A 21,661-nucleotide genomic window follows, 5' to 3' on the forward strand; every position below is an offset into this window, starting at 1 on the left:
CCGGCGGTCTGTTCCTGCGTTCGTTCATGGCTGGAGCTCCGGCGGGAGGGGCGGCAGCAGCACCGGCATGGCACCCGCTTTCCCGACGATAAAAATCCGCTCGGGCATTCGGAAACCTCGCAACTTCAGCAATTCGAGCGGCCCGGCGCCGATCCGCGTACGCATCACATAGGACAACGGTTCTCCGGCGGCCGCGTTCCACGTCAACTGATAGCGGGTGCTGTCGAGTTGCTTGATGTCCGCTTTGCCAAGAAGGCGCAGCAATGCCCAATCACCGGTCGAATCGAATGCCTGGCGTAGGCCGGCATTGAGCGTCTGCCATGTCAGTCCCGCATGCCCATTCAAGCCGGTACCGGGCCACGAGAGCGGCTTCCAGCTTTCCTTCTGGTTGAAGTACACGATCTGTTTGCCGTCGACCGACAGCTCCAAGCGCGTCACGTTCGGAGTGGGCAGTGCCATCATCTCGAAGCGCTCCCCCGCATCGCCTTGCACGTAAAGCTGCGCGCCCACCGTCGACAATTGCCGAATACCGGCCAGAAACTTCGGATCGAACTGTAGTGCCTGCGGTGCCAGCTCGTTCGGTGCCCAGTGATCGCCTTCGAGCTTCAGCACCCCCGCAAGCTGCGTGGTGACGAAGCGTGCGATCAGCCCCGTGTCGGGCCGCACATAGCGTCCGAGTTCGGCAAATGATGCGTCGGCATTCGTGTCAAAGAATGGATACCTGCCGCTCATCGCCGCGTTGAACGGTGCCGCGACACTCGCCCGCCACGCCTCGTTGAGGCTCGCCGCCGCCGGCTGCAGGATCGTTTGCCAGGCTGCCTCGAGCGGTTGTGCGAACGCCGCATCGCCAAAGCCGGACCACGCCGTGCCGAGGGCTGCGGCTGTCAGCGCCGCGTCGTCACGCGCCTGTGACAACTCCGAGAGCTTGCCCTGGAACACCGCCTGCGCGAGCGAACGTGCCATCGCTTGCGAGTCGGAACTGCTTGCAATCTGCTGCAGCTTCAGACGCATCGTCGTGACCGCCGTCAGGTACCGCGACAAACTCACGCCGTTCAGCGCGATGTTTGCCGCCGCATTGCCCTTGCCTCCGCCGTCGCCGCCTGTAGCCGGTGCGGTACCGGCGTCGCCCATCAGCGCGAGCAGCGGGCCGAACGGTTTGTCGAGCGGGTTGACGCTTAGCGCCGTTGCCTGGTCGTCACTGCCGATCAGACTCTGCGCCTTGCGCACCAGCGTGTCGGTCAGGGCTTGCGATGGCCGCCCTGCCTGCGCCTGGTATTGAACCGCCTTCATCAGTGCGATGAGCGGCGAGGTTTGCGCATCGGCGAGACGTGTCAGTTGCTCGATCGCGTCGCTCAGGTTCGCCGCCGGCTGCCAGCGCACGCTATTGAGCAATCCCTGCCAGGCAGCCGTGTACTCGGCGAAATAACGGGCCGTCAGGCGCTGCTTCAGTTCCTCAGCCGCACGCTTTTCGTCGATCATGGCTGTGGTCCGGATCGCACCCTGCGACAGCGTGTTACCGATGGTCTGCGCCGGTTGTGCACCGGTCAGCACCCAGTCGCCGCTCACGCGCCGCTCGCTCGCCGCCTTTTCGATCGCTGCGCCGATCATGCCGTCCCATGCCGCACGCGTGTATATACCCGGCACTGTCTGCGCGGCCGTAAACAGGCCATGAGCATCCGCACCGGCAAGCAGCGTTTGGAGCGATGAATCTGCGTACTTGCCTTTCGCCTCTTCGATGATGCCCTGATAGACCGTATCGTCAGCCGACGCGAGTCCCATTTGGGTGAGCAACATATTGCGAGTCGATGTCACGAGACCATCGTTCAGTGCAATGCGCCATTCAGGATGCACCTTGAGGTGATCGGCATAAAACCCCGCCAGCCGCTGCCCCGTATCGTCACGCTCACCCAAGGGCATCTCGACCGGACGCGGCCACAGGGACACCAGCATGCGTTTGAGGAACGCCGGTTCGGCACGGGATGGATCGCCCAGCATCAAGTACGTCTTCAGCGCGTTGTAGGTACCGCTACGCGTGTCCTGCGATTCGAGACTATCGGCGCGCGCCTGGCCGGCAGCCTTGAACAGATCGTCAATCGTCTGCATGACGGGCGTCTGCAAGTTGCGGGTCGCAGCAGTCCGATATGGCAGCCACAAACCCGCCAGCACCTCGTCGTTGCGCGAGAGGCCGCCGCGCAAGTACCACGGCGCGCCATGCTGCTGGCGGTACTCGAGCTTTTCGATCAACTGCTGCAACGCGAGTTGTGCGCGCCAGGCCACTGCGGTCTGCGGCCGGGTATTGATCGCAGCATTTGCCGTCGCTTGCGCTTCGCGTGCGAGCTGCTGGTTGCCGACGAACGATACGGTCATCCACACGCACCACGCGACTGCAGCGACAATCACCGACCATGCCAGCACGTTGGGCCAGTAGAAGCCGACCCGCCGGCCGGTCCCGCGCCGGAGCGCGATGGTTTGCCATGCTGGTAGCAACGCGGCCGGTTGATTCTGGAGCAGGCCCGGTCGTTGCGTACCCGCCGACACGAACGCTTCCGCCCCGGCCAGCGCAGTCGATGCCAGTGGGACGGGCGCCGGCGCAGCGACGGTACTCTCGAAGACAGGCGCGAACATTACACCGGTCAGTTGGGACCGATGCCAGTGCGAGGCGAATAGTGCATTCCAGCCCGAGATGATGCTTTCGCACTGTTCGTCAATGTAATGGGAGATCTGGGCCAGATATGTGACCCGTGCGGGTGTGGCGCAGAGCTGCACGCCCGCATCCGCAGTGAACCGCTCAATCGCGGTGAGCTGCTCGCGCAATGCCGAAGCCGCTCGCGAGCCGCGGAGCGACGACGCAGGGAACGCGCCGATTGCCTTGAACGCATCAGGGGAAGCGCCCTTACTCGGTACCGCATGCACGAACGTCACGGGCGCAGCCCAGCCGAGATCCGTCGCGAGCCCGGCGAATGCGCGCGGCAGTTCGGTCTCGCGCGCGTTCGCATCTGTGACATGGACGACGCTGTCGACGGGACGTCGGCGGCGTAGCTGCCGGATCTGGCGGCGCCATTCTCCGGCATCGATGCCGTCCGGTGCTGCATGCACGAGGATCACGGCGCCGACCGGCATCGCGCCCGCGTGCTTCAGGCCCGGCGCGACATCGTCGATCAGGGCGTCCGTACCGTTCAGAAGCAGCCAACGTGTTCGGTAACGCCACGACCAGCCGCGCGTGGCGCGCAGTTCGTCACAGAGGGTCTGCAGGCGAGCGTCGCGTTTGAGCCTTTTCGTCTGCTTTACTGCGGCTCCCCGATCGCGAATTTCCGCGCGAAATGCCCTCCCAACAAGGCGGTACGCTCCACCGAACAGCAGCCCCACGTGCAACAGAAGCACCGCCACGAGCGCCAGGAAAATCCAGACTGATGCGCCGAGCTTCGCCTCGCGCGTGAGCACGCCGAACAGGTCACCCTTGAACCACACCAGCGCGCAAGCGATTCCGGCCAGGATCAGTGTCAGAAATATGGGGCCCCAGGCGAGCAGCCTGCTGGTGTCGGTCGACTCCGCCTCGGCCGTCCCGAGAATCTGCATGTTATTGCGAGCGTTCATCATCAGGTTCTTCGTAATTCATTCGGTCGTTGACATGCAGGATCGCGGCCTGTGCGATCGACGTTGACGATGGTGAATGGAGAATCAGCTGGGTTCCGGCGGTCGCCTCGAGCGCCGCGGCAACCGACAACCACCCGCCAGCCGCGCCAGCGTGCCCGATGATAGAGTCGGGCCGGCGCTGGGCTTCCGGTTTCGCGATGGCCGCGAGGCCGGAGGTACGCAGCGCCGCCAGCAGTTTTGTATCGCTCGATCCTTCCAGGCCGCTGATCCACGCCGTCGCGACGGTGTCGGAATCGGTTTTGCCCCACAGCACGCCGTTCGCCAACACCGCATCCAGAGCATCAAGCTCGTCGTCGACCGGACGGTGCAGTTGGCCGAGCACGCTTATCGGCTCGGGCAACTGGAACACGCCCGGGCCGAGCAGCACGGCGACCGCGCCCTCAGTACTGCCCGGCTGTGGCGCGTCATGCCATTCCGCTGCGATGATCAGCAACGGTCGCTGATCGCGAGCATCCAGCCAGGCATCGGCCACCATCAGACCGTCTGTGGCCGGCACGGCGAAGCACTCGAGGTCCGGCAGGCCAACCCATTGCAGTGCCAACCCGACCTGCTCCACATCCACACGGGCCGTTTCGGAGGCCGTCAGTACGCGCACCGCAGGCGCGTACTTCACGCCGTACTGCGAGAGCGCGAGCAGGCTTTCCACGAGAGGTGTCAGCGCCTGTGCAATCAAGCGCACGGCGGGCGATACGGTTGCGCGGGGATCCTGCGCTTCGACCGGCGCGAAAGCCTCGACATGCCCGGCGTCGAGGTCCTCCGGCAGCTCGGTATCAAATAGAGCGGGCGCATCCGCGTCTTCGCGGAGCGCGGGGTCCTCATCGGCAAAACGGTTGTGCACGACACGACCGGTGCCGCTACGAGGCACGCGTGCCTCCAGTAGTGACGTCTTCCCGGCGAGTACCTCGCGTAGCGGCTTGCCGCCCAATGGCAGACAGTAGCCGGCGCCGAGCACCTGCAGCGGCCGCTGCGCCGTAAGGATGCGGTCGCGGAGCCAGGCTGCGCGATGCCTGTTGCGGAACAGCGCGTGGAGGTAATTCGCCTCGTAGATCGTCCGCGCGATGGCCAGCGCTGCGAAAAACACGGCGTTCGGGATGCCGAACAGGCATAGCCAGAACCGCGTGCCGCGCGCTGGCGTGCCCGTTGGCCACAGCAACAGCACCGCGGCCGCGCCGAGCCCGCAGCATAATAGCCAGCCGAGCAGCCACGGCCAGAAGCGCGGCCCGTGTGCCGGATACGCTGATGGAAGACCGGCTGGCGAGAGATCGACGGGCATGCTCAGCCGATGTGTACGTTCTGCAACGACGAGATCAGCCGACAGCCGCACGCACAACGATGCAGATGCATCGCCACTGGCCTGCCGTCCTGGTCAGGAAACGATTCGTCGCCCTCATCGATGACGGTTTCGCCGTGCCGGTCACAGAGCGCAGCATCGCCTTTGCGGGCCAGCGGTCGGCCCATGAATTCCATGGTCGACGAACCGCCCGTTACCCGGCCGCCGTGCTCCAGTTCATCATCCTTACGAATTGGTGATCTCATTTGCCGTCCGACGATTTATTACCGCCTTGCCCAGAAAATCCATTGCTACATTTAAACTTTTTTGATCGCGAAGAGGGATCGCAAAAAATTCCGGCGCGCCTATCGCAAAATAGTTCAAACCACATATCATTCAGTGGGCCGTCATGTGATTGCCTAATTTTTTCAGTGAATTTTATACTGAAGGAATTTTTATTGGATTCACCCGATGGATTGGAAAACCAACAGAATGGCTGGCCATTCACAAATTCAAAATCAGAATCCCCAATTTTTTCATAGATTGCGCAACCAGCAGATCGACCTATTCCCTCGCGAGCTGCAACGATCATTCCGTGCCCCGCTATTCCGTCCCACGTAATAATCTCCATCACCTTCCTATTTGCATCGGAATTTGATAATTTCCTTAGTGATCGCTCCGTTTCATGGCGAAGAGTGTTATTTATTTTCCCCCTCCTTTTACATTTATATTGATGGAATCCGTGGATTTCGCGACTCCGACATCAGAGAATACCGACGTTGACAGCATGAACCCAAGCCCAAACATCGATGCCAAAAAAATTTTCACCAGATTGCCACCCATTTAATTCCCGCGAGCGAGGCGATTGGATTTCCGAAAAGCCCATCGTCCAAAATATTCAAAGTTGATATGCAGCCAATCCCCCACCTTTGGAGGGGAGTGGGCGCGTTCGCCCGCCACTTATTTGATCATGCGAAGAAATGATCTGTAATCCTTTAATTCCCTCTTTCCCAGGGCGGTATTTGGAGTGCAAAACCGAGATTTGAGGGACCGGGATTCGTCTCCGATTACGTCAATAAGGCAAGAAACTCTACCAGAATACGGTGCGGCATTTTTCCATTGCGCCTTGGGGATGACTTGGACGAAGAAATCAGCTCGCCCCTCGAAACCACCCATTCCATTAACGCGGATAGGTGTTGCCTGATACTGCTTGACCACTTTAATTGTGACATTCGAGTCATCAACATCCTCATTCACGAAATATTGCTTGCCACCTTCATTAACAAGGAACGTGTTATCGGAAAGCACATCTGCTACGTTCGAGCTGAGCAACGTAAGGTAATTCAAGCCAGCCGGATTTATAATATTTTGTGCGACCATAGAGCAGTCACCACCGTTTTCCAAAACAATCGCGCCCACCCTATCTGGCAGCGTGAAACCACATTGGGATACTGCCGACGCGCCCGTTGCAAAGCACATCAGCAGACTGCCACCCAAGACACGCAATTTGTACGACCTAGTCAGGAAGAACTTTATACCCATTAGGAAATACAGATAAATCCGAAAGATAAGCGTATGCATTTTTGAAGTACTCCCGTCTATCATCTCGTCCATCAAGCACAGAGTTAACGCATCTCGTAACGTCGTCGACAGCTCCGTTAATTTGAACGACGTTATAAAAACTTGAAATCTCAACCCTATCAGCCCAATAATTAACACCCAGAGATCCAAGCGGCACAAGTCGGTTTGTTATTGTGTCTTTGCGATACCTTTGTTTGCTCGCCCAATAGTACCCGCCAGCGTCGCATGCGTCATGAGGGTCATTAATTATGTTTTCAGGCCCAGGGTCAACTGTAAAATTTATCCCGCCGTGATACTTTTGATAGGCGCGGTAATTATCACCACCTGTCAGCTGTATCATCCCTTTCCCAGAAAAACGAACACCATCCCCGGGATTGCAATTTCCGAGTGGGCTCAATACCTTCATTGACCCGTTTATTAGTCGACGCACCGGGGTGTTACAACGTCCCTCATAGTAATTTGTCAGATAAGGCTCTTCTCCAAGCTCGCGCATATACGAGAACAAGCCGGTCTCCCGAAACGTTTGCCCAAACCAATGAGCCATCCGCAGGGGTGTATTGATTCCGTACTTACGCATGGTGTCGGGCAAGGCGGGATATAGATTCGCCGGCCGCATGAGTCGATGATGGCGATCTCGAAGTTCGCTCACGAACAGGCGCGAGACTGTTGTAATTGTTCGATGTTGGTCGGCAGGAACCGTTTGTGCCAGCTCTCGCATGTCCAACCACCCACATTTCCTGAAATGCCGGATGAACGCGAGCGGATGGAAAAACCATACCGTTCCGCCTGCAGACAAACCCGTCTTATCCCAGAATTGAAGCTTTTTGACGAATTCCAGAAACTGGTTGTACGCGTTCTGGTTTCCCTCGAAATGCTCCCCTTCGTCCAGCAGGTTGCGATAGCGAGGTTCAAGATTGGCACTATCCCATTCACTGGGCGCTTCGCAGATAAAGCCATGCAACAGCTGCTGTACCGCCTTGTGGTCCGGATCACTGATGTAATGCCGCATGGACTCGTTTTTCTGCTGTGCGGTTTGCAGTGCCACTGGCGCGCCGCTGCCGGCTGCCCCGACGTTCCAGATCGATGCGCGGACCAGCGCTTTGAGCTTATCGAGGTCCCATAGCCCGTTCTGATCAACCGGTGCGGTCTGCGTCTGGATCTTCCGCCACCCCATAAAGAACGGGAAATCCGCGTCCGACAGTTTCTTGATGCTCGACTTGCTAATGTCGATATATCCCTGCTGTCCCCTTGCGAACGGAATGCAATACCATGTCGCGCGCGGATTCAGGGTTGCGGGCGTCGCCTGATCTGGGATCGGCGGCAATGTTGCCGGTTGGCTAAGAATCCGCCCGAACCGCAACATTTCGTACCCGTCGCTCGCACAGAATGAGTACAGTGCAGTTGCACGCTTGTACAAGTCGTATTCGAACTGTGCTTCACACACCGGAGCAGGGGTGAGGAGCATGCGGCTACCGTCGGCCGCAATGCTCCAGACGTTAGTGAATTTGTCCCCCTTGTTGAAATACACCTCAACGTACAAGGGATGTTCATTCTGCCCTTCTTGCTTGGGGGCGAATTGGATCCCGTGCAATTTGTGGTGCGCGTCCACGCCGGGCGGCTGCGCGCGGAAAGTTTGGTTCGCAGGAATCACGTAGTAACTGCGGCCCCAGCAATCACTCCCTTGTGACGTCTCGACCTGCTGGTGCCCTAGCTGCGTGGCGCCAAAATAGCCATCGAAATCGCCGGGCGTCATGAAGATCTCGAAGTGCAGATGCCGTTTGCCCTGACACCGCCCCGTATATCCGAGGATATCCTTGCGCCGAACCTTCCTGCCCCCGCCCGAAACAGCCGCGCCAGTTGAATGCCGGAGCCAGTCGGACATGCTGTGGGGCTCATTGACCGCAGGCGGCTGAATACCATCGGTCGTCATGCCATCCAGATCAAGCAGGTGCATGTACAGCGAGTAGAACGTCAATTTGCGGTTTTCGCCTGTCTCGCTGCTGTGCTTGAGCAGCACGAATCCCGCGTTGGTATTCTTGTCGTCGAACACGTCGGCTATTGGCTTCTGGTACACACCATAGGCCACAACCTCCCCGTCCGCGATGGCTCGCACTGGCAGCGAGCGGTCATCCGACGGAACGAGATGCACACCTGTATGCCATCGGCGATCGAAAGCGACCGGATAGATGCCGCCGCTATCGGCGATCTTGTCGAGTTCGTCCATCAACAGATCGTCCTTCGATCGATCATTCGAAGCAGGAACGGGCAGCAGGAGAGGCGGACTGATAATCATAGGCTTCAGTGCGAAAGCGGGTAGTCGTCGGGTGAATTCAGATTGCTTTTGGGCAGAACGGGCAATGGCGGATTGACATTCCCGGGCCCCTGGAACACAAACGATCCGGCCTTGATCTTGAAGGCTCCCGGACCGATGAATTCGAAGGTGCCGTCTTCGATCTTGAGTGCGGCGCCGCCGCTGGCCAGCACGATTTTCTTGCGGGCGACCACCAGCACGTCTTCGTCCGCACTTGCTAGCTTCAGCTGTTTGGCCGCAACCAGATTCATCGCATCGCTCTGCGACTGGATCTCGACCTTGCCATGCGTGGCAAAAACTTTCAGGCCGAGTTTGTGTGCGCACAGCGAAATCAGTTCGCCCGCGGCGACGGTAAAACGCTTGACCACGCTTACGTCCGCGTGCTGACCAGCCGTCACGATCACGTTCTCGCCGGCGGCCTGCTGGATCGATTTCGGCGTGACAAACGCCATGCCGGCCGGCGCGCTGGCAAGCAGTCCCGCGTCCTTCAACTGGTCCAGCACGTCCATCAGGTTCGATTGCGTTGCCTTATCGGCCGACGTGGCCCTTGCCTGCCCGGTCGCATTGGCCAGCGCGGTCACGCGCTGAATAGCGGCCTGCAGCTGTTTGATCGCGACCTGCATTTCAAGGTGCGGAGCGGTCCGGTTCACCGGGTCGGCCGACCAGAACAGCCCCTTTGCCGCACGCACTACGCCCCAACCTTGCGTGGTGAGCTCGTAGCCTTCCCCGCGCTTGTTCTTCTCTCTGTCGACCAGATAACCCATGTTCAGCGACGACTGCCCGAACACCGTCGCGAGCCGAATGCCCTCGTGATCTTTCAGATCTTCGAAGCGCAGCTTGTTGCCAAGCAGCGGCGAGCGGAACACCGCACGGCTGTACCAGCCCTCCTTGCCATGCACCAGGTCCCGTCGCGCATAGTCGTGGGTGGCCCCAGCGATCAGTAAGCGATCACAATTCCCCTGAGTCGCAATGACGCGAACTTCCGTGTTCGGCAGCAATGGAACATGCAGGCCGCCTTGATATGAGGCCGACGTACGCAGCAAGCGCAAAGACATACTGTTTGCACCGCGCTTGCCAGTGTGCCGCGTAAACAGAAGCCGCACCCGATAACCGCCATACTCGTCCATCCACGCATACGGCTGGTCGTCACCGGATTCCACGATGCCAATAAGTGCACCAGCTACCCAACGCCAATGCCGTTCCGGCACATAGTCGGGCCGGTAGGTTAGATGCGACGGAATCGCCTCGAACTGATTGGTCACCGACTCCTTGCGGCTGCCTGTCGTGACGAGCTTCGTGATCACGAAGCCATGTGGCGCTTCGGGCGTGACGTCGTTCATCACGCGCACCACCATGCCCGGCATCATGCCCATCACATTGCTCTTGCCCGCGATACGCGTCTGACGCGTGATCAGCCCGTCACGTCGCGATCCGCAAGTGCCTGCCCTTCCTCGGCCGTATGAAAATGCTCAATGCTGCGATTGACGCTGCCGTATACCGAGCGGTCGCCCTGTTCAGCCACAGCCGACTCGACCTGCAATGGATCATCGGGCTGCCGGTAGTTGTGATCCCACTCACGTACCGTCTGCGGCACGAGCGAACGCGTCACATTCAGTTCAAGAATCGCCTCATGCCAGCTTACGAGCCCCGAATTCGGCAGCAGCGGAACCTCGATCTCTCGCATGTATCCGCGCGCCGTGTTACTGAATACCAGCGTGTCCCGCTGCGGTCCGTCTTCCTTCTTTGCGTGTTTGAAGTAATAGAAGACACCGGCACGCCTGCAATGCCGGTCGATGAAATTCGCAACCGTCTCCTCGTACATGACGGTCTGATCCAGCTTCGCATCAAGTCCATCCAGTTCGAACTCGACATCGTAGGATTGAAACAGTTCGCGGTCGATAATCGTGTCGGTCAGTAGTTCGCGAAACGACCGATCAAGGAACACCGCCGAATCATGTACCTGCTCGAGCAATGCAAGACGCGGCTTGAGAAGCACCTGGTAAGTCGCCTCATCGCGCGATGTCTTGATCCGCGTCCACTGGGTCACGATGCCGTGCACCGTGCGCGCTGCACGCTGGAAAGGATTGATCAGTTCGGACAATGACGGCACCGACGCATGTTCTTCAATCGTGAAGATGGCGGGGCGCCCGACTACGGCGGCGCCGTCGATATGCTTGTCCTTCGACGTAACGGTAATGTCCGCGACAAACGGTGCATTCATTTCTTCCGTCAGGACAAACGAAAACACAGAAACGGGCGACTGCAGCGTCGCTATCTCGAGATGAAGAGGCTGTGTGACGATCGCGCTCGGGTGAGCAAGCACGTCCTGGATAGTTTGCATGGTCGCCGTAGGATCGAGTGGTTTCACACTGACAAAGTTGCCCGTCAAGAGGTTGGGGACGCAACGCCGTCGACTTCTTACAAGTACATCAAGTCTCGGAAACAAAGTCCATCGGACCGATCCGAATTTGACGATACCTGACAGTAGTTATTTCAGGACCACGATATTTATCGAAATAACGAGGTTGTCACTTGGCATTGACCGTAACAAAAAGATCCTTCATGGCGATCTTCTCCGTGTCGTCGAGGCGTCAGCTTGTAACTCGATCGATTCTTCGTTAAGCGTAAGCTTGAGCGGCTTTTCGGCATCGAGCTTCTTGCTGTCGATTACGCGTTTCACGGTCGGCAACGGGCCAGAGTTCGCTGGCAAGGTGCTGGCTGCACGGGGCTACGAAGCCAGAGTCACGCCGCCGTTCATTCGGCCCCGCAAGCCGGTGGAGAATGCCTATATCGAGAGCTTCAACGGGCAGTTCCGCGATGAATGCCTGAACGAGGAGCACTATTCGTCTCAATCGCCAAGCCAAGTGGCTGATCGAGGAACGACGTATCGAGTACAACATCAAGCGGCCACATAGTTCACTCGACTATCTGACGCCTGTGCAGCTCGCTCATGCGCGCGATGCAAAACACCAGTCTTTAGCCGCGAACTCTAACGGCAGTTCGGGCTAATACCGACGGCAGGCCACTATCGCGAAATGCTCCGACGCGCATCGCCCGACGCAATGAGCAACTGGTCGACCAGCTCAAGCCTCAACGGCTTGTCCGCGCCGAGCTTCTTTTTCTCGATCACGTATTTCCAGCCGTCGCCATCGCCGGGGTTCCGGTAGAACGCGACGATTGCCACGTACTTCGTGTCGGCCTGCATCGGTTGCGTGAGACTCGCGGATGCTCCGGGGTTCAGCACGGCACCGATACTCGTCTGCAGGTCCTGCGCAAGCACCGTGCGGTCGTTCCGCAAAAGGTCCTCGTACGACGCCCCGTCGAACATCTTGCGGTCTTTAAGCTGATACACGCGCACCGCAACCGACGTGGGGCGTCCTGCATCATCGGGATTCAGCGCTTCGCGGGCCGACAGATCGATGTTGAGCACCTTGACCTGCTTGAAGAACACGGCGTGATATGCACTGGACGACGCGTCCGAGACGGACTGCCATGCGCCGCAACCTGACAGCAGCGCGAGAGAAGCAAGCGATGAAGCAACGAAACGGATGGACATCGACGTTCCTGAAATTGTCATGTATTGGACCGGGGGAAAGCACGGCGGCCGTGGGCGGCCTTGCCTTCTTGCTGGCAGCAATTACGCAGCATGCGACGCGGTGTGGCGCGGATTTGGCCTGGGCGCGGGAAACGCTTCGCAGACGCCGAGTGCGATGCTGATAAAGCGCTCTTCATCGCCCGGCAGAACGGTCGTCCAGCCGAGGCGCGGCGACGGATCCGTTAAGGCTGACCCGATCGCCGGCCTGGGCGCATGTCGCGAAGAAATCTCCATACGCAGATGAACGTCCGCCTTTACGCCCACATACAACCGCACCACCGCCATCAGCTCTCGATGCAGCCGAGCACCGGGCAGCAGATCCTGGGCCTGTCGCGCGTCGGCCGGCTGCACCGTGACGAGCACCGCGCGACAGCGATAGGCAAGCCTGCGGCCGAGCACGTAGCCGCCCCCGAGCCCCCGGCGAGCAGCGCCGTCGGACACCGGGGCATGGCCCGCGGAAGTCAGTGGCCGCGGCCGTCCAGCCCGCGTGAGCACCGGAAAGAACTCGTCGACCCGCACACCGACGCCGGGCACCGCGAGCGCAACGACGCCTGCGAGACCTTCGGGCGTTCGCGTTCGCTGAATCAACAAGCCCAGCAGCGCGAGCATCCGCGAATCGGGCAGTCCTGCGCGCTGCGGCTTGTCGCCCCAGCCGAAGCCGGCCAGGCACAGCAGACTGCGCGAATGCGCGTCGGCTCCGCCGTCGCGGAAACTCTCCGGATAACGGTACTTCTTCCACGCACGGTACAGCAGCGTGACGAAGCGGTGATTGAACTGGTCGAGAAACGCTTCGACCACTTCGTGCCCATCCTCGCGCAGCACGATGTCGTCAATCATGTGCGACGGCATCGCCGCATCGACGCCGTATAGCCCCATGAAAGTCGTACGCACGGTCGGCGGCGCATCGGGCCGTTCGTCATCGAAGTCGACCGACGCGACCTCGCCCGCCGGAAAACCCGTACGCGGTCGCGGCCGGAAGCGCACGGATTCGTGCTCCAGCGCATCGCGTGTACCGAACCCCGGCCGCTCGGGAACACGCAGCTCGAGCAGCCGGCAAAGCTGCATGAAGTTCATCAGCGGTGCGCGTGCCATCAACGACGCGACCAGCGGGTCGAGATTCGGCAAGTTCTGCGGCTTCATAGCGGCGCCCGCTCGGCCTTGCTGCGGGGCCATTCGGTGCGCGCCTGCGCCGGCAGGCTGACGATCGCGAGCTTCGTGAACAGGTTGATGTCGGCGTAGAGCGCGAAGAATCGGTGCAGCAGCTCGCCGAACAGCATCACGTCGCCGTCGCCGGCGAACGCGTGGCTGTCGAGCGTCACCTCGATCGACACCCCTCGCTCGACCGCGCCGCCCGACACTTCCTCGATCAGTTCCTGTGACACCCACAAGATGCCCGCGAGACGTCGGCGGTTCAGTTCGTCGTTGGTCCAGTCGTACAGCGCGAGCGCCCCGCGCAGCACTTCCGCGTTCATCATCGACAGGAAGTTCGGCGCGAGATGCGACAGCACGCGCCACTGGAAGCGGTCTTCCGTCGGCGGATACAGCGGCAAGGTCGGCGAAACGAGATTGCGCACACCTGCGACGTTTTGCGTGCTGGTCGCGAGCTCGTTCAGGCTCGCTTCGCGCAGTCCCTTGCGCGGCAGCAACCCGTTCGTGCCGGTCACGCGCAGCGACAGGCTTTCCTCGGGCAGCGCGTCCATCGTTTCCCATGCATGGCCGCCGAGAATCACCCACGTTTCGTGCAGCCCGGAAACGCCCGGCCGCACACGCGTGTGGAAATACCGCTCCGGCGCCTCGTGGCGCAACATGCCGCCGCGGTGGCGGAACGTTGCAAACGGCACGTATTCATACCGCTCGGCCGTTTCGTGGTCGAACGCTTCGATCGCGTCGACGGAATACGTTTCGACGTGCTCGCCTTGATGCCCGGCCGGCACCACGCGGTATTCGGTTTCGTGATGGTCGATCTCGATCGGCTCGGCATCCAGCTCGAACAGGTTGATCACGGGCGAGCAGAATAGCCGCACGTTTTCAGCGCTGAAGCGTTGGTCCGATGGATACGCATGCTTCAGCACGATCTCCAGCTCGAACTGCGTCGAGCGCTCCGGCAGCTTCGTGACGTCCAGTCCGCACAGGTCCACGAACAGGAACTTCTCGCGGAACGTGAAGTACTCGAGCAGCAGTTGATACCCGGAAAACGCAGCATCGGCCTTCGGCCACAGCCGCTCCTCATTCGAAAACCCGGCCGGCTTGATCGTCACGCCGTCGAGCGGCACGGCTTCGCCGTCGCGAATCTCCGGTATCCGCCAATGGATCGCATCGACGTGGCGCGTGAGCGCGACGTGCATCGCGAACGCGGTCGGCAGGTCCGCGCTCAGGTGCAACCGCAGTTGCGACAAATCAGTTTCCGTGCGGCGTGCCGACTCGTCGAGCGTGAAGCCGAGGCGGATCACCGAGCGGCCGTCGTGACGTACGCTTGGACTCGCGTGCGCGATCGCGACCGGCTGCAGCGTCACGGGCTGTGTGGTTCGGTACACGCATTGCACGGTCTTCGGCATCGCGCCTTCCCCACCAGCCGCAGCCGGTACCGCGATCGGCGCAGAGCGCACGGGCACGCCCGCCGGCACGACTTCGGTCTTCTGCAATTTTTCCGCGAGCGGCACGAGCTCCACAATCGACAGCGACGGAATCATCCGCAGATAGTGCGGCCATAGCAGGCTCACCAGTCCTTCGGTCAGTTCCGGAAGTTCGTCGTCGAGCTTCTGTCGCAGTCGGCCGGTCAGGAACGCGAAGCCTTCGAACAATCGCTCGACGTAGGGATCGCGATCGCCTACGCGATCAAGGTTGAGCAGGCGCGCGCGGTCGGGATGCGCCTTCGCGAACTCCTTGCCGGACTCCCGCAGGTAGCGCATTTCCGCTTCGTAGTAGCGCAGGATCGGATCGTCGTTTTCCATTGATCGTGTCGTTATGAAAGTGTCAGTGCCCGAGCGGGATCGAGTACGGTAAGCTCGGCCTGCAGTTCGCCGATGCGGCGCGCAAGCGTCGGCTTGTCGGCGTCCTTGCGGGCACTCATCGCTTTCAACGCTCGCACGAGTTGCTGCTTGACCTCGAAAACCAGCGCCGGCTCCCAGCGGACCAGCGGCAGCGATCGCGCATGCATATCGAGTTCGGCAAGCAGGGCGTGCGCGGCATCGGGCCGGCCGGCATGATCGGCCAGGCGCGCCATCACGAGCCGCTGCAGGTAGCGATGACGATCGGTCTTCATGCCGGGCAGCGCCTCGAGCCACGCGAATGCCGCCTCCACGCCTTCGCGCACGGCGAGATCCCGCGCTTGCGCTTCGATTTCCGGCCAGTCGCCGGCATCGCCTTCGCTATCGGCCGACACCGGCAACGGCGCCACGGCCTCGCCCGCTTCGAGGTCGCGCACGACCGCGTGGCGCGCAATCCATTCGAGCGTCGCGTCTTCGGCGAACGGCGTGCCGTCGTTGAATGCCAGCCGCTCGATGCCGGGCAGGCGCTCGAGGAATAGCGCGAAGTCCGCGCGCAGCAGCTCGCTCCACGCGTTATAGGGCGCGCCGACATGGTCGAGCGCGACGTGCTGGAAATACTGGAGATCGAACCAGAGGTGATTCACGCCCTCCATGAACGCCCCTTCGACGCGTTCGAGCAGTTCGTGCCATTGCTTCTGCAAGACCAGCCGCTTCATCTGCTGGCGCAGCTCGCCGCGAGGCGGCACGAGCCGCGTACGTGCGGCGGCGTCCGTCGGCGGCACCTCGTGCAGCGTGTCCCAGCGGACGCTGCGCACGAGCCGGACCGACGGCAAGTAGCCGTTCTCCTGATCGCGCAACCAAACCGCCATCGCACGCGCCTGATCCAGCAGGTCGCGTGTCGATGCGATGGTGCTCGTCGACGTCGACGCGAACGGTATCGTCGACGCAACCGCTTCCGCCTCCGCGCTGCGCACGGGTTCGCCGCTGCGCTCGAAACGCGCGACGAGCGGTTGCAGGTTCGGACGCGCGGCTTCCGGCCATGCGCTCGTCCCCGCGACGAGCACATCGAGCGCGGCAAGTGCACGCTCGAGGTCGGCCGGAAGGAATACGCCGCGGCTGTCGAGCAGGTCGACCACACGTGCGGTGGCGAGCATTTCGAGCGCGCCCTTCTTCGCCTCCGCGCGCGCGGGCAGCACGGCCTCGCCGAAACGATCGACGAGCGCGGCCGCGAGTTCGAGCGCGTCCGCGAAGCCTGCGGGGCCGTCCTGCCGCAGCCGCGCAAATGCGTAGTAGCCGGCCAGACGCAGATCCTTGCCAGTTTCCTTGAGCAACTGCTCGCAGGACCTGACGACGAGGCCGTCGTCGATGCCGGAAAGCTTCTGCGTCTCCTCGCGCAGTTCGAAAAACACGTCCTCGTAGCCTGGGTCGCGGCCGACGCCGCCGTCGCCCGCAAACGGCAGCAACCATGCATTCCAGGCATCGAGCCTGGCTTGCACCAACTGCTCGGCGTCGACGCGAGCAGGGAAAAGCTTCTGGAACAGTCCGCCGAGTTTCATTCGACCTCCGACAATGCGCCACGCGGGAGCGGTACCGCGGCATGCGTCGCCGCTTCGATCATCGACCGAGGCAGCGGCGGCGGACTCGCGCCCGAAAGTTTCGGTCCCGACTTGGCCGAACCCGTCAGGAAAACTCGCGCCGGCAACGTGAAATTGCGTAGTTGCAGCACGTCGAGCGGACCCGCGCCGGCCTCGCTGCGCAATTGAACCTTGAGCGGGATGCCCTGGCTCGTATCGGGCGTCCAGGTCAGCAGATAGCGCGCGCTGTCCTGCTGCGACACCTTTGCGCGCTCCAGCAGCCGGATCAGGCCGAAGCGACCCTGCGAATCGAGCGCGGTGCGCAGGCCGCCGCGCTCGGTCTGCCATTCGATGTGCGACAGATTCTCCAGTGACTGGCCCGGCCATTCGAACGGCATCCATTCCTGCTTCTGGTTGAAGTAATGCAGTTCGCGGCCGGACAGCACGAACTTCATGTCGGTCACGCCCGGTGTGGGTACCGCTTGCAGTTCGTAGTGCACGTGCGCGTCGCCGGACGGGAACAGCACGGTCGAGATGCGCGTCAGCTTGTTCAGCGCGTTCAGAAAGGATGGATCGATCGTCAACGCCCCATGGTCGGCCCCTTGCGCGGCCACCCAACGGTCGCCTTGCCGTTCGACGACGCCGGCCAGCTGCGTCGCGACGAACTGCGCGATCACGCCGTTGTCGGGCCGCATGAAGCGCGCCATTTCGGGCAGCGACGCGTCGTTGTCCGAGTCTGCAAATGGATAGCGCGCACCGAACGTCTTGTTCCAGTCGGCCACGATCGCGGTGCGCCAGATTTCATTCAGGCTCGATGCGGCCGGCTGCACGACGACCTGCCAGGATTGATCGAACGGTGCGCGAAGCAGTTCGCCGAAACCCGACCATTGTTCGCCGAGGCTCGCGGCCACGCGGCTCGCGTAGTCGCGGCTGTCGGCGATGTCGGATGTCTTGCCTTGCAGCACGGACTGCGCAGCGAGGCGCGCGATCGCGTCCGGATCTGCGCCGGCGACGATTTGCGATGCTTTCAGACGCATCGCGGTCACGCGCTCGAGGTAGCGCGCGAGACTCAGGTCGCCGGTCGCGGCGAGTTGCGCGGCTGCCTTGCCGTTTGCCGGGGCGCCCGACACCAGATCGCTGCCGGTCAAGCGCAAGATCGGACCAAAGGCGGCGGCCAGCGGCGCGAGCGGCGGCTGGGCCTGCTTCGCCGGATCTTTCTCCGTCGCGCCGACGAGCTGCTGCGCCTTGTTGATCAGGCTGTCCGACAGCGACTGCGTATTCGCGCCCGTGCCCGCCTGGTAGACGACCGCGTTCATCAACGCGACGAGCGGCGAGCGCTGCGGGTCGCCCAGCAGCGTCAATTGATCGGCTGTCGCCGACAGCGTCGGTGCAGATTGCCAGCGCAGGCTGTTGAGGAATAGCGCCCACGCGCGCGCGTAATCCTCGAAGTAGCGCTGGCGCAGTTCGGCCTTCAGCGTCGACGGCGTCTGGTTGCTGGCCTTTGCGTCAGACAGCACCCAGTCGCCCGACACGTCGCGCTGCGCGCTGGCGTCGTCGATCGATTTCGAAATGCGTTCTTCCCACGCGGCGCGCGTGAAAACGCCGGGGACGTTCGCCGTCGTGTTGAACAGGCCACGACTCGTCGTGTCGCCGAGCAGCGTGGCGAGGGTAATCGGCGAGTACTTGGGCGTAGCTTCGTCGACGATCTGGCGGTAGAGCGCATCCGTCGAATTCTGGATGCCGCGCACGCCAATTACCGTTTGGCGGGTCGACGCAATCAGGTTGCCGTCGGGCACGATCGCAAGCGCGGAGACATTCGATGCAGTGTCCCGGCCGAGATGGCTCGCGAAAAACGCGATCGTGTGATGGCGCAAGTCTTCCCAGCTGCCCGACGACAGCGACGAGTTTGCGGGGCGGGCGGGTGCGGCAGTCGCGACGAGTTGCGGTGCCAGGAATGCAGCGACAGCCCGCTGCGGCTTCGCTAGCATGAGATACGCCTTGAGCGTGTCGTAGGCGGCTTGAACCTGCGCATTGCCGCCGCTGGCGATTTGGGCATCGGACAGGGACGCGAGCTGGTGCAGGCGTTGTTCGAGTTCCTGACGGATCGGACCAACGAGGATGCGGCTTGCGGCGTCGGCGTAGTTCGGCCAGAGCGCGTCGAGCAGCGCTTCATCGCGGTTCAGGCCGAACCTCGACGTCCATGGGGCGCCTTCGCGCTGATGGACTTCGAGCGTATCAACTTGTCGGTCCAGGTCATTAAGGCCCTGCAAAGCCCGTGTGCGGTCCTGCACCACGGAGAGATTCGTGACCGTGTCTGCTGCGTTCTGGATCGTTACGCGGTTGACGAATCCCGACAGCATCGTGCCGGCGATCCAGCAACCAATGAGGGCCGTCGCGAACCATGCGGCCGCGGTAGAAAACGAGAAGCCTACGCGGCGGCCGTGAATCTTGCGGCTGTGCTCGCCGACGGTCTGCCAGATCGTGCGCTGTTGCGGCCCAACGGCTGGCTCGTCATCATTTGCGTCGGCGGGCACGGCAGGCGCCAACTCTCTTTCCTTGAACAGCGGCGCAAACAGCAAACCATGGACCGCATGCCGCCAGACACGTGATTGGGAAGTTTGTAGCACCAGCCCCGACAGCGCGCTGCACAGATTAGTAATGTGCACAGACAGCTCGGCTGGGTAGCGGTCGTGGCCATCGTTCGTCAAACGCACCACACCCGCGTCAGCGAGGCTGAAAGCCAAGTCCCGCAACGATGCGTCGATCTCGTTGGTGTTGACGCGCGCGTTTGCCCACGTGAAGCCGATGGCCTCGTCGGGACTAGAGGTTTCGCCGCCAAAATCTGTCACGTTGAGCAGATAGGTGGGCGCGGCCCAACGCAGCACGCGCGCGTGCCGTGCAAGGCGCTGAGCGAGACTGTCTGCGTCGAATTGAGAATTGGACGAGCTGCGGTTGCGCGTCACAGCGACGACCGCGTCGACCGGGCGCCGGCGACGCAACCGGCGGATCTGGTTGAGCCAATCAGTGTCGAGCATGTCGCTCGTTTGCTTCGCATACAGCAGAATCGCATTGCCGGTGATCGCATAACCGGTGTCGACGAGGTCCGGCGCCAAGCGCTTAATCAGTGGGGCGTCGCCTGCGATTAGCACCCATCGTTCGCGATAGCGCCAGCGCCAGCCGTGACGGTCGGTCAGGATGCTTCGAAGGTTATCGGCACTAGACTGTGCCTTGCGAGATTGAGCGTCTTCGACAGTCGCCTCGGCCTGCGGCGGCTCAAGACCTTGCGTCCGCGATTTGCTATGTAGATATTGACGAACCTGCCGCCGCTGCGGCAAAGCGACCGCCAACAAAAACAAGACCACAAGAGTGGCCACGCTGAGGATTTTTCCGTACTTCGAAAACCACTGATTTAACTGCGCACCATCAACAGTCAAATAGACGAAGGAAGCCGCAATGACTGCAATACCGACAAAAATCAGCCACCTGCCCCACGTATACTTGTTGTTCAATTCGATACGTCCTTTTTTGTTGACGCCACGGCACACATCAGGGCCCGCGTCCCGCTGTCGCCTACTGCCACTAACTGCGGATATCCCGTGCGTGACCCAATATCGAGCGCCAGAGCTAGCGCGATCCAAGAGCTGACGGGCCCCGGAATCCCAAGTACGGCATCGACGTTGCGTACACACGCGCCGTCTGTGACGGGATGGTTGCCCGCTTCCACCTGCGCTGCGGAGCACATCTCGTCCCCCAATCCGGAAAGCCACACGTACTCGACTTTCTCGTTCGCCAACTGCATGTCCAGAAGCTGACGGAAGTCGCCTTTGAACTCATCCAGTCCAGACACCATAGGACGAAGCACGCGTCGGCCCGTTGAGGGTACGTCCGACTGGCGCAAATGACTCGATCTTGCCTTCCGCTGAAGCAAAATGGCAGCCACGCCCTCGCTGTATGGCTTCGCCTGTGCTTCATGCCACAGCTGACAGGCGACGAACAATTTCGCACGCGCAGCCTCCGTATCGATTCGCGCCTGTAGGCTTGCCAATTCGGTGGAAGCGGGGAGCGTCTCAACTGCCACTCGGCACCCCGGCTGCAAAAAAACTGTACGTGCGGCCTCTTCCCATTTCTCGCGATCGTCGAAGCACTTTTCGTCTAGCAATAAAACGATTTCGAGATTCCGCGTCTGCACCAAATACTCCGACAGACGGTCAAAAATCAACTCGAACAGTGTCTTCCTGCGTTGATCTTCGTCCATCAGAGTGATCACCGCAATTCCACATGGACGGTCCAGATTGACGGGTAGTGCTGCGTCGGGACGTTCCCACTCTTCCGTATTGCTGATACCGCCGAGTATCGTCGTTGCATGGACCACCTCGACATGGCCGTTGGCCCACCCGCGCCACAAAGACATCAGTCTGTTGTTCTCACATGCGGCTTCTTCGTACTCCAACTTCTCCTGCTCCCACCGGTTGAGCCTCAGGCCAAAAAGCACGGCGAACAAGCTTGACGGAAGGCCAAAAAGCAGAATCCAAAACGTCTCCGAATGCGTCGCTCGCCCCCGTGGCCACATAAACAAGAATGCGGCCACACCTAAGCCAAGAATTGCAAAAAACGCCATCAACCATATCCGCCCGTCAATCGGACGCGGCGGTTTGGGAGGCGGGAGTTCGGGGACCGGCCAAGGCATCG

General features: G+C 61.2%; 16 protein-coding genes. 2 read left to right on the plus strand and 14 right to left on the minus strand.

Going from position 1 to position 21,661, the window contains the following annotated elements:
• Positions 1-24: 24 nt before the first annotated feature.
• From MBR110_RS27590 to MBR110_RS32655, 8 genes are all read right to left on the minus strand, one after another.
• Positions 25-3,597, minus strand: coding sequence for an ImcF-related family protein (locus MBR110_RS27590; RefSeq protein WP_181709536.1), 3,573 nt, complete (start codon positions 3,595-3,597; stop codon positions 25-27).
• The gene (locus tag MBR110_RS27595; RefSeq protein WP_176315266.1) at positions 3,578-4,927 is read right to left on the minus strand and encodes a hypothetical protein; all 1,350 of its coding nucleotides are present in this window, start codon (positions 4,925-4,927) and stop codon (positions 3,578-3,580) included. The genes MBR110_RS27590 and MBR110_RS27595 overlap by 20 nt, the downstream gene beginning before the upstream one ends.
• Positions 4,928-4,929: 2 nt before the next feature.
• Positions 4,930-5,190 (minus strand): PAAR domain-containing protein, encoded by a 261-nt coding sequence (locus MBR110_RS27600; protein WP_083854929.1) that lies wholly within the window; start codon positions 5,188-5,190, stop codon positions 4,930-4,932.
• On the minus strand, positions 5,187-5,555 hold the full coding sequence (locus tag MBR110_RS27605) for a hypothetical protein (protein WP_148278614.1): 369 nt from the start codon (positions 5,553-5,555) through the stop codon (positions 5,187-5,189). The genes MBR110_RS27600 and MBR110_RS27605 overlap by 4 nt, the downstream gene beginning before the upstream one ends.
• Positions 5,556-5,884: 329 nt before the next feature.
• Positions 5,885-6,421 carry a hypothetical protein gene (locus MBR110_RS27610; protein WP_148278615.1) on the minus strand — a complete coding sequence of 179 codons (537 nt, stop codon included), beginning with the start codon at positions 6,419-6,421 and terminating at the stop codon, positions 5,885-5,887.
• A gap of 19 nt (positions 6,422-6,440) precedes the next feature.
• Entirely contained in the window at positions 6,441-8,729 is a 2,289-nt protein-coding gene (locus tag MBR110_RS27615; RefSeq protein WP_258569999.1) for a M23 family metallopeptidase, read from the minus strand.
• A 74-nt stretch (positions 8,730-8,803) separates the two neighbouring features.
• Positions 8,804-10,189, minus strand: a complete 1,386-nt coding sequence (locus MBR110_RS32650; RefSeq protein WP_408913050.1) for a DUF2345 domain-containing protein — start codon at positions 10,187-10,189, stop codon at positions 8,804-8,806.
• Between the two features lie 38 nt (positions 10,190-10,227).
• Positions 10,228-11,157 (minus strand): contractile injection system protein, VgrG/Pvc8 family, encoded by a 930-nt coding sequence (locus MBR110_RS32655; protein ID WP_408913051.1) that lies wholly within the window; start codon positions 11,155-11,157, stop codon positions 10,228-10,230.
• Positions 11,158-11,341: 184 nt separating this feature from the next.
• Here MBR110_RS32655 and MBR110_RS32660 point away from each other — a divergent pair, with 184 nt between their 5' ends.
• Together MBR110_RS32660 and MBR110_RS32665 are read left to right on the plus strand one after the other, a co-directional pair.
• The gene (locus MBR110_RS32660) at positions 11,342-11,731 is read left to right on the plus strand and encodes an integrase core domain-containing protein (RefSeq protein WP_155626609.1); all 390 of its coding nucleotides are present in this window, start codon (positions 11,342-11,344) and stop codon (positions 11,729-11,731) included.
• Entirely contained in the window at positions 11,703-11,825 is a 123-nt protein-coding gene (locus MBR110_RS32665; RefSeq protein ID WP_407061761.1) for a hypothetical protein, read from the plus strand. Before MBR110_RS32660 ends, MBR110_RS32665 begins: the two co-directional genes overlap by 29 nt.
• Before the next feature lie 16 nt (positions 11,826-11,841).
• On the opposite strand, the gene tssJ is transcribed toward MBR110_RS32665, so the two are convergent.
• The 6 genes from tssJ to MBR110_RS27655 all read right to left on the minus strand — a co-directional run bounded on the left by tssJ (position 11,842) and on the right by MBR110_RS27655 (position 21,590).
• Positions 11,842-12,372: a type VI secretion system lipoprotein TssJ gene (gene tssJ, locus MBR110_RS27630; protein ID WP_155624669.1), complete on the minus strand. Its 531-nt coding sequence runs from the start codon at positions 12,370-12,372 to the stop codon at positions 11,842-11,844.
• An 81-nt stretch (positions 12,373-12,453) separates the two neighbouring features.
• Positions 12,454-13,551, minus strand: a complete 1,098-nt coding sequence (gene tssG, locus MBR110_RS27635) for a type VI secretion system baseplate subunit TssG (protein WP_059696856.1) — start codon at positions 13,549-13,551, stop codon at positions 12,454-12,456.
• Positions 13,548-15,362, minus strand: coding sequence for a type VI secretion system baseplate subunit TssF (gene tssF, locus MBR110_RS27640; protein ID WP_060123102.1), 1,815 nt, complete (start codon positions 15,360-15,362; stop codon positions 13,548-13,550). Before tssF ends, tssG begins: the two co-directional genes overlap by 4 nt.
• A gap of 11 nt (positions 15,363-15,373) precedes the next feature.
• Positions 15,374-16,954, minus strand: a complete 1,581-nt coding sequence (tssA, locus tag MBR110_RS27645; RefSeq protein WP_181709538.1) for a type VI secretion system protein TssA — start codon at positions 16,952-16,954, stop codon at positions 15,374-15,376.
• The gene (locus MBR110_RS27650; protein ID WP_258570000.1) at positions 16,951-20,481 is read right to left on the minus strand and encodes an ImcF-related family protein; all 3,531 of its coding nucleotides are present in this window, start codon (positions 20,479-20,481) and stop codon (positions 16,951-16,953) included. Before MBR110_RS27650 ends, tssA begins: the two co-directional genes overlap by 4 nt.
• Entirely contained in the window at positions 20,478-21,590 is a 1,113-nt protein-coding gene (locus MBR110_RS27655) for a hypothetical protein (protein ID WP_181709539.1), read from the minus strand. The genes MBR110_RS27650 and MBR110_RS27655 overlap by 4 nt, the downstream gene beginning before the upstream one ends.
• Positions 21,591-21,661 lie beyond the last annotated feature (71 nt).

The sequence above is a fragment of the Burkholderia sp. MBR-1 genome (assembly GCF_013822785.1).
GTDB lineage: Bacteria > Pseudomonadota > Gammaproteobacteria > Burkholderiales > Burkholderiaceae > Burkholderia > Burkholderia vietnamiensis.

Excerpts from the sequence above, each read along its gene's own strand:
- MBR110_RS27590 (WP_181709536.1), bottom strand. The coding sequence starts at position 3,597 with ATGATGAACGCTCGCAATAACATGCAGATTCTCGGGACGGCCGAGGCG.
- MBR110_RS27595 (WP_176315266.1), bottom strand. The coding sequence starts at position 4,927 with ATGCCCGTCGATCTCTCGCCAGCCGGTCTTCCATCAGCGTATCCGGCA.
- MBR110_RS27600 (WP_083854929.1), bottom strand. The coding sequence starts at position 5,190 with ATGAGATCACCAATTCGTAAGGATGATGAACTGGAGCACGGCGGCCGG.
- MBR110_RS27605 (WP_148278614.1), bottom strand. The coding sequence starts at position 5,555 with ATGGAGATTATTACGTGGGACGGAATAGCGGGGCACGGAATGATCGTT.
- MBR110_RS27615 (WP_258569999.1), bottom strand. The coding sequence starts at position 8,729 with ATGGACGAACTCGACAAGATCGCCGATAGCGGCGGCATCTATCCGGTC.
- MBR110_RS32650 (WP_408913050.1), bottom strand. The coding sequence starts at position 10,189 with ATGGGCATGATGCCGGGCATGGTGGTGCGCGTGATGAACGACGTCACG.
- MBR110_RS32655 (WP_408913051.1), bottom strand. The coding sequence starts at position 11,157 with ATGCAAACTATCCAGGACGTGCTTGCTCACCCGAGCGCGATCGTCACA.
- tssJ (WP_155624669.1), bottom strand. The coding sequence starts at position 12,372 with ATGTCCATCCGTTTCGTTGCTTCATCGCTTGCTTCTCTCGCGCTGCTG.
- tssG (WP_059696856.1), bottom strand. The coding sequence starts at position 13,551 with ATGAAGCCGCAGAACTTGCCGAATCTCGACCCGCTGGTCGCGTCGTTG.
- tssF (WP_060123102.1), bottom strand. The coding sequence starts at position 15,362 with ATGGAAAACGACGATCCGATCCTGCGCTACTACGAAGCGGAAATGCGC.
- tssA (WP_181709538.1), bottom strand. The coding sequence starts at position 16,954 with ATGAAACTCGGCGGACTGTTCCAGAAGCTTTTCCCTGCTCGCGTCGAC.
- MBR110_RS27655 (WP_181709539.1), bottom strand. The coding sequence starts at position 21,590 with ATGGCGTTTTTTGCAATTCTTGGCTTAGGTGTGGCCGCATTCTTGTTT.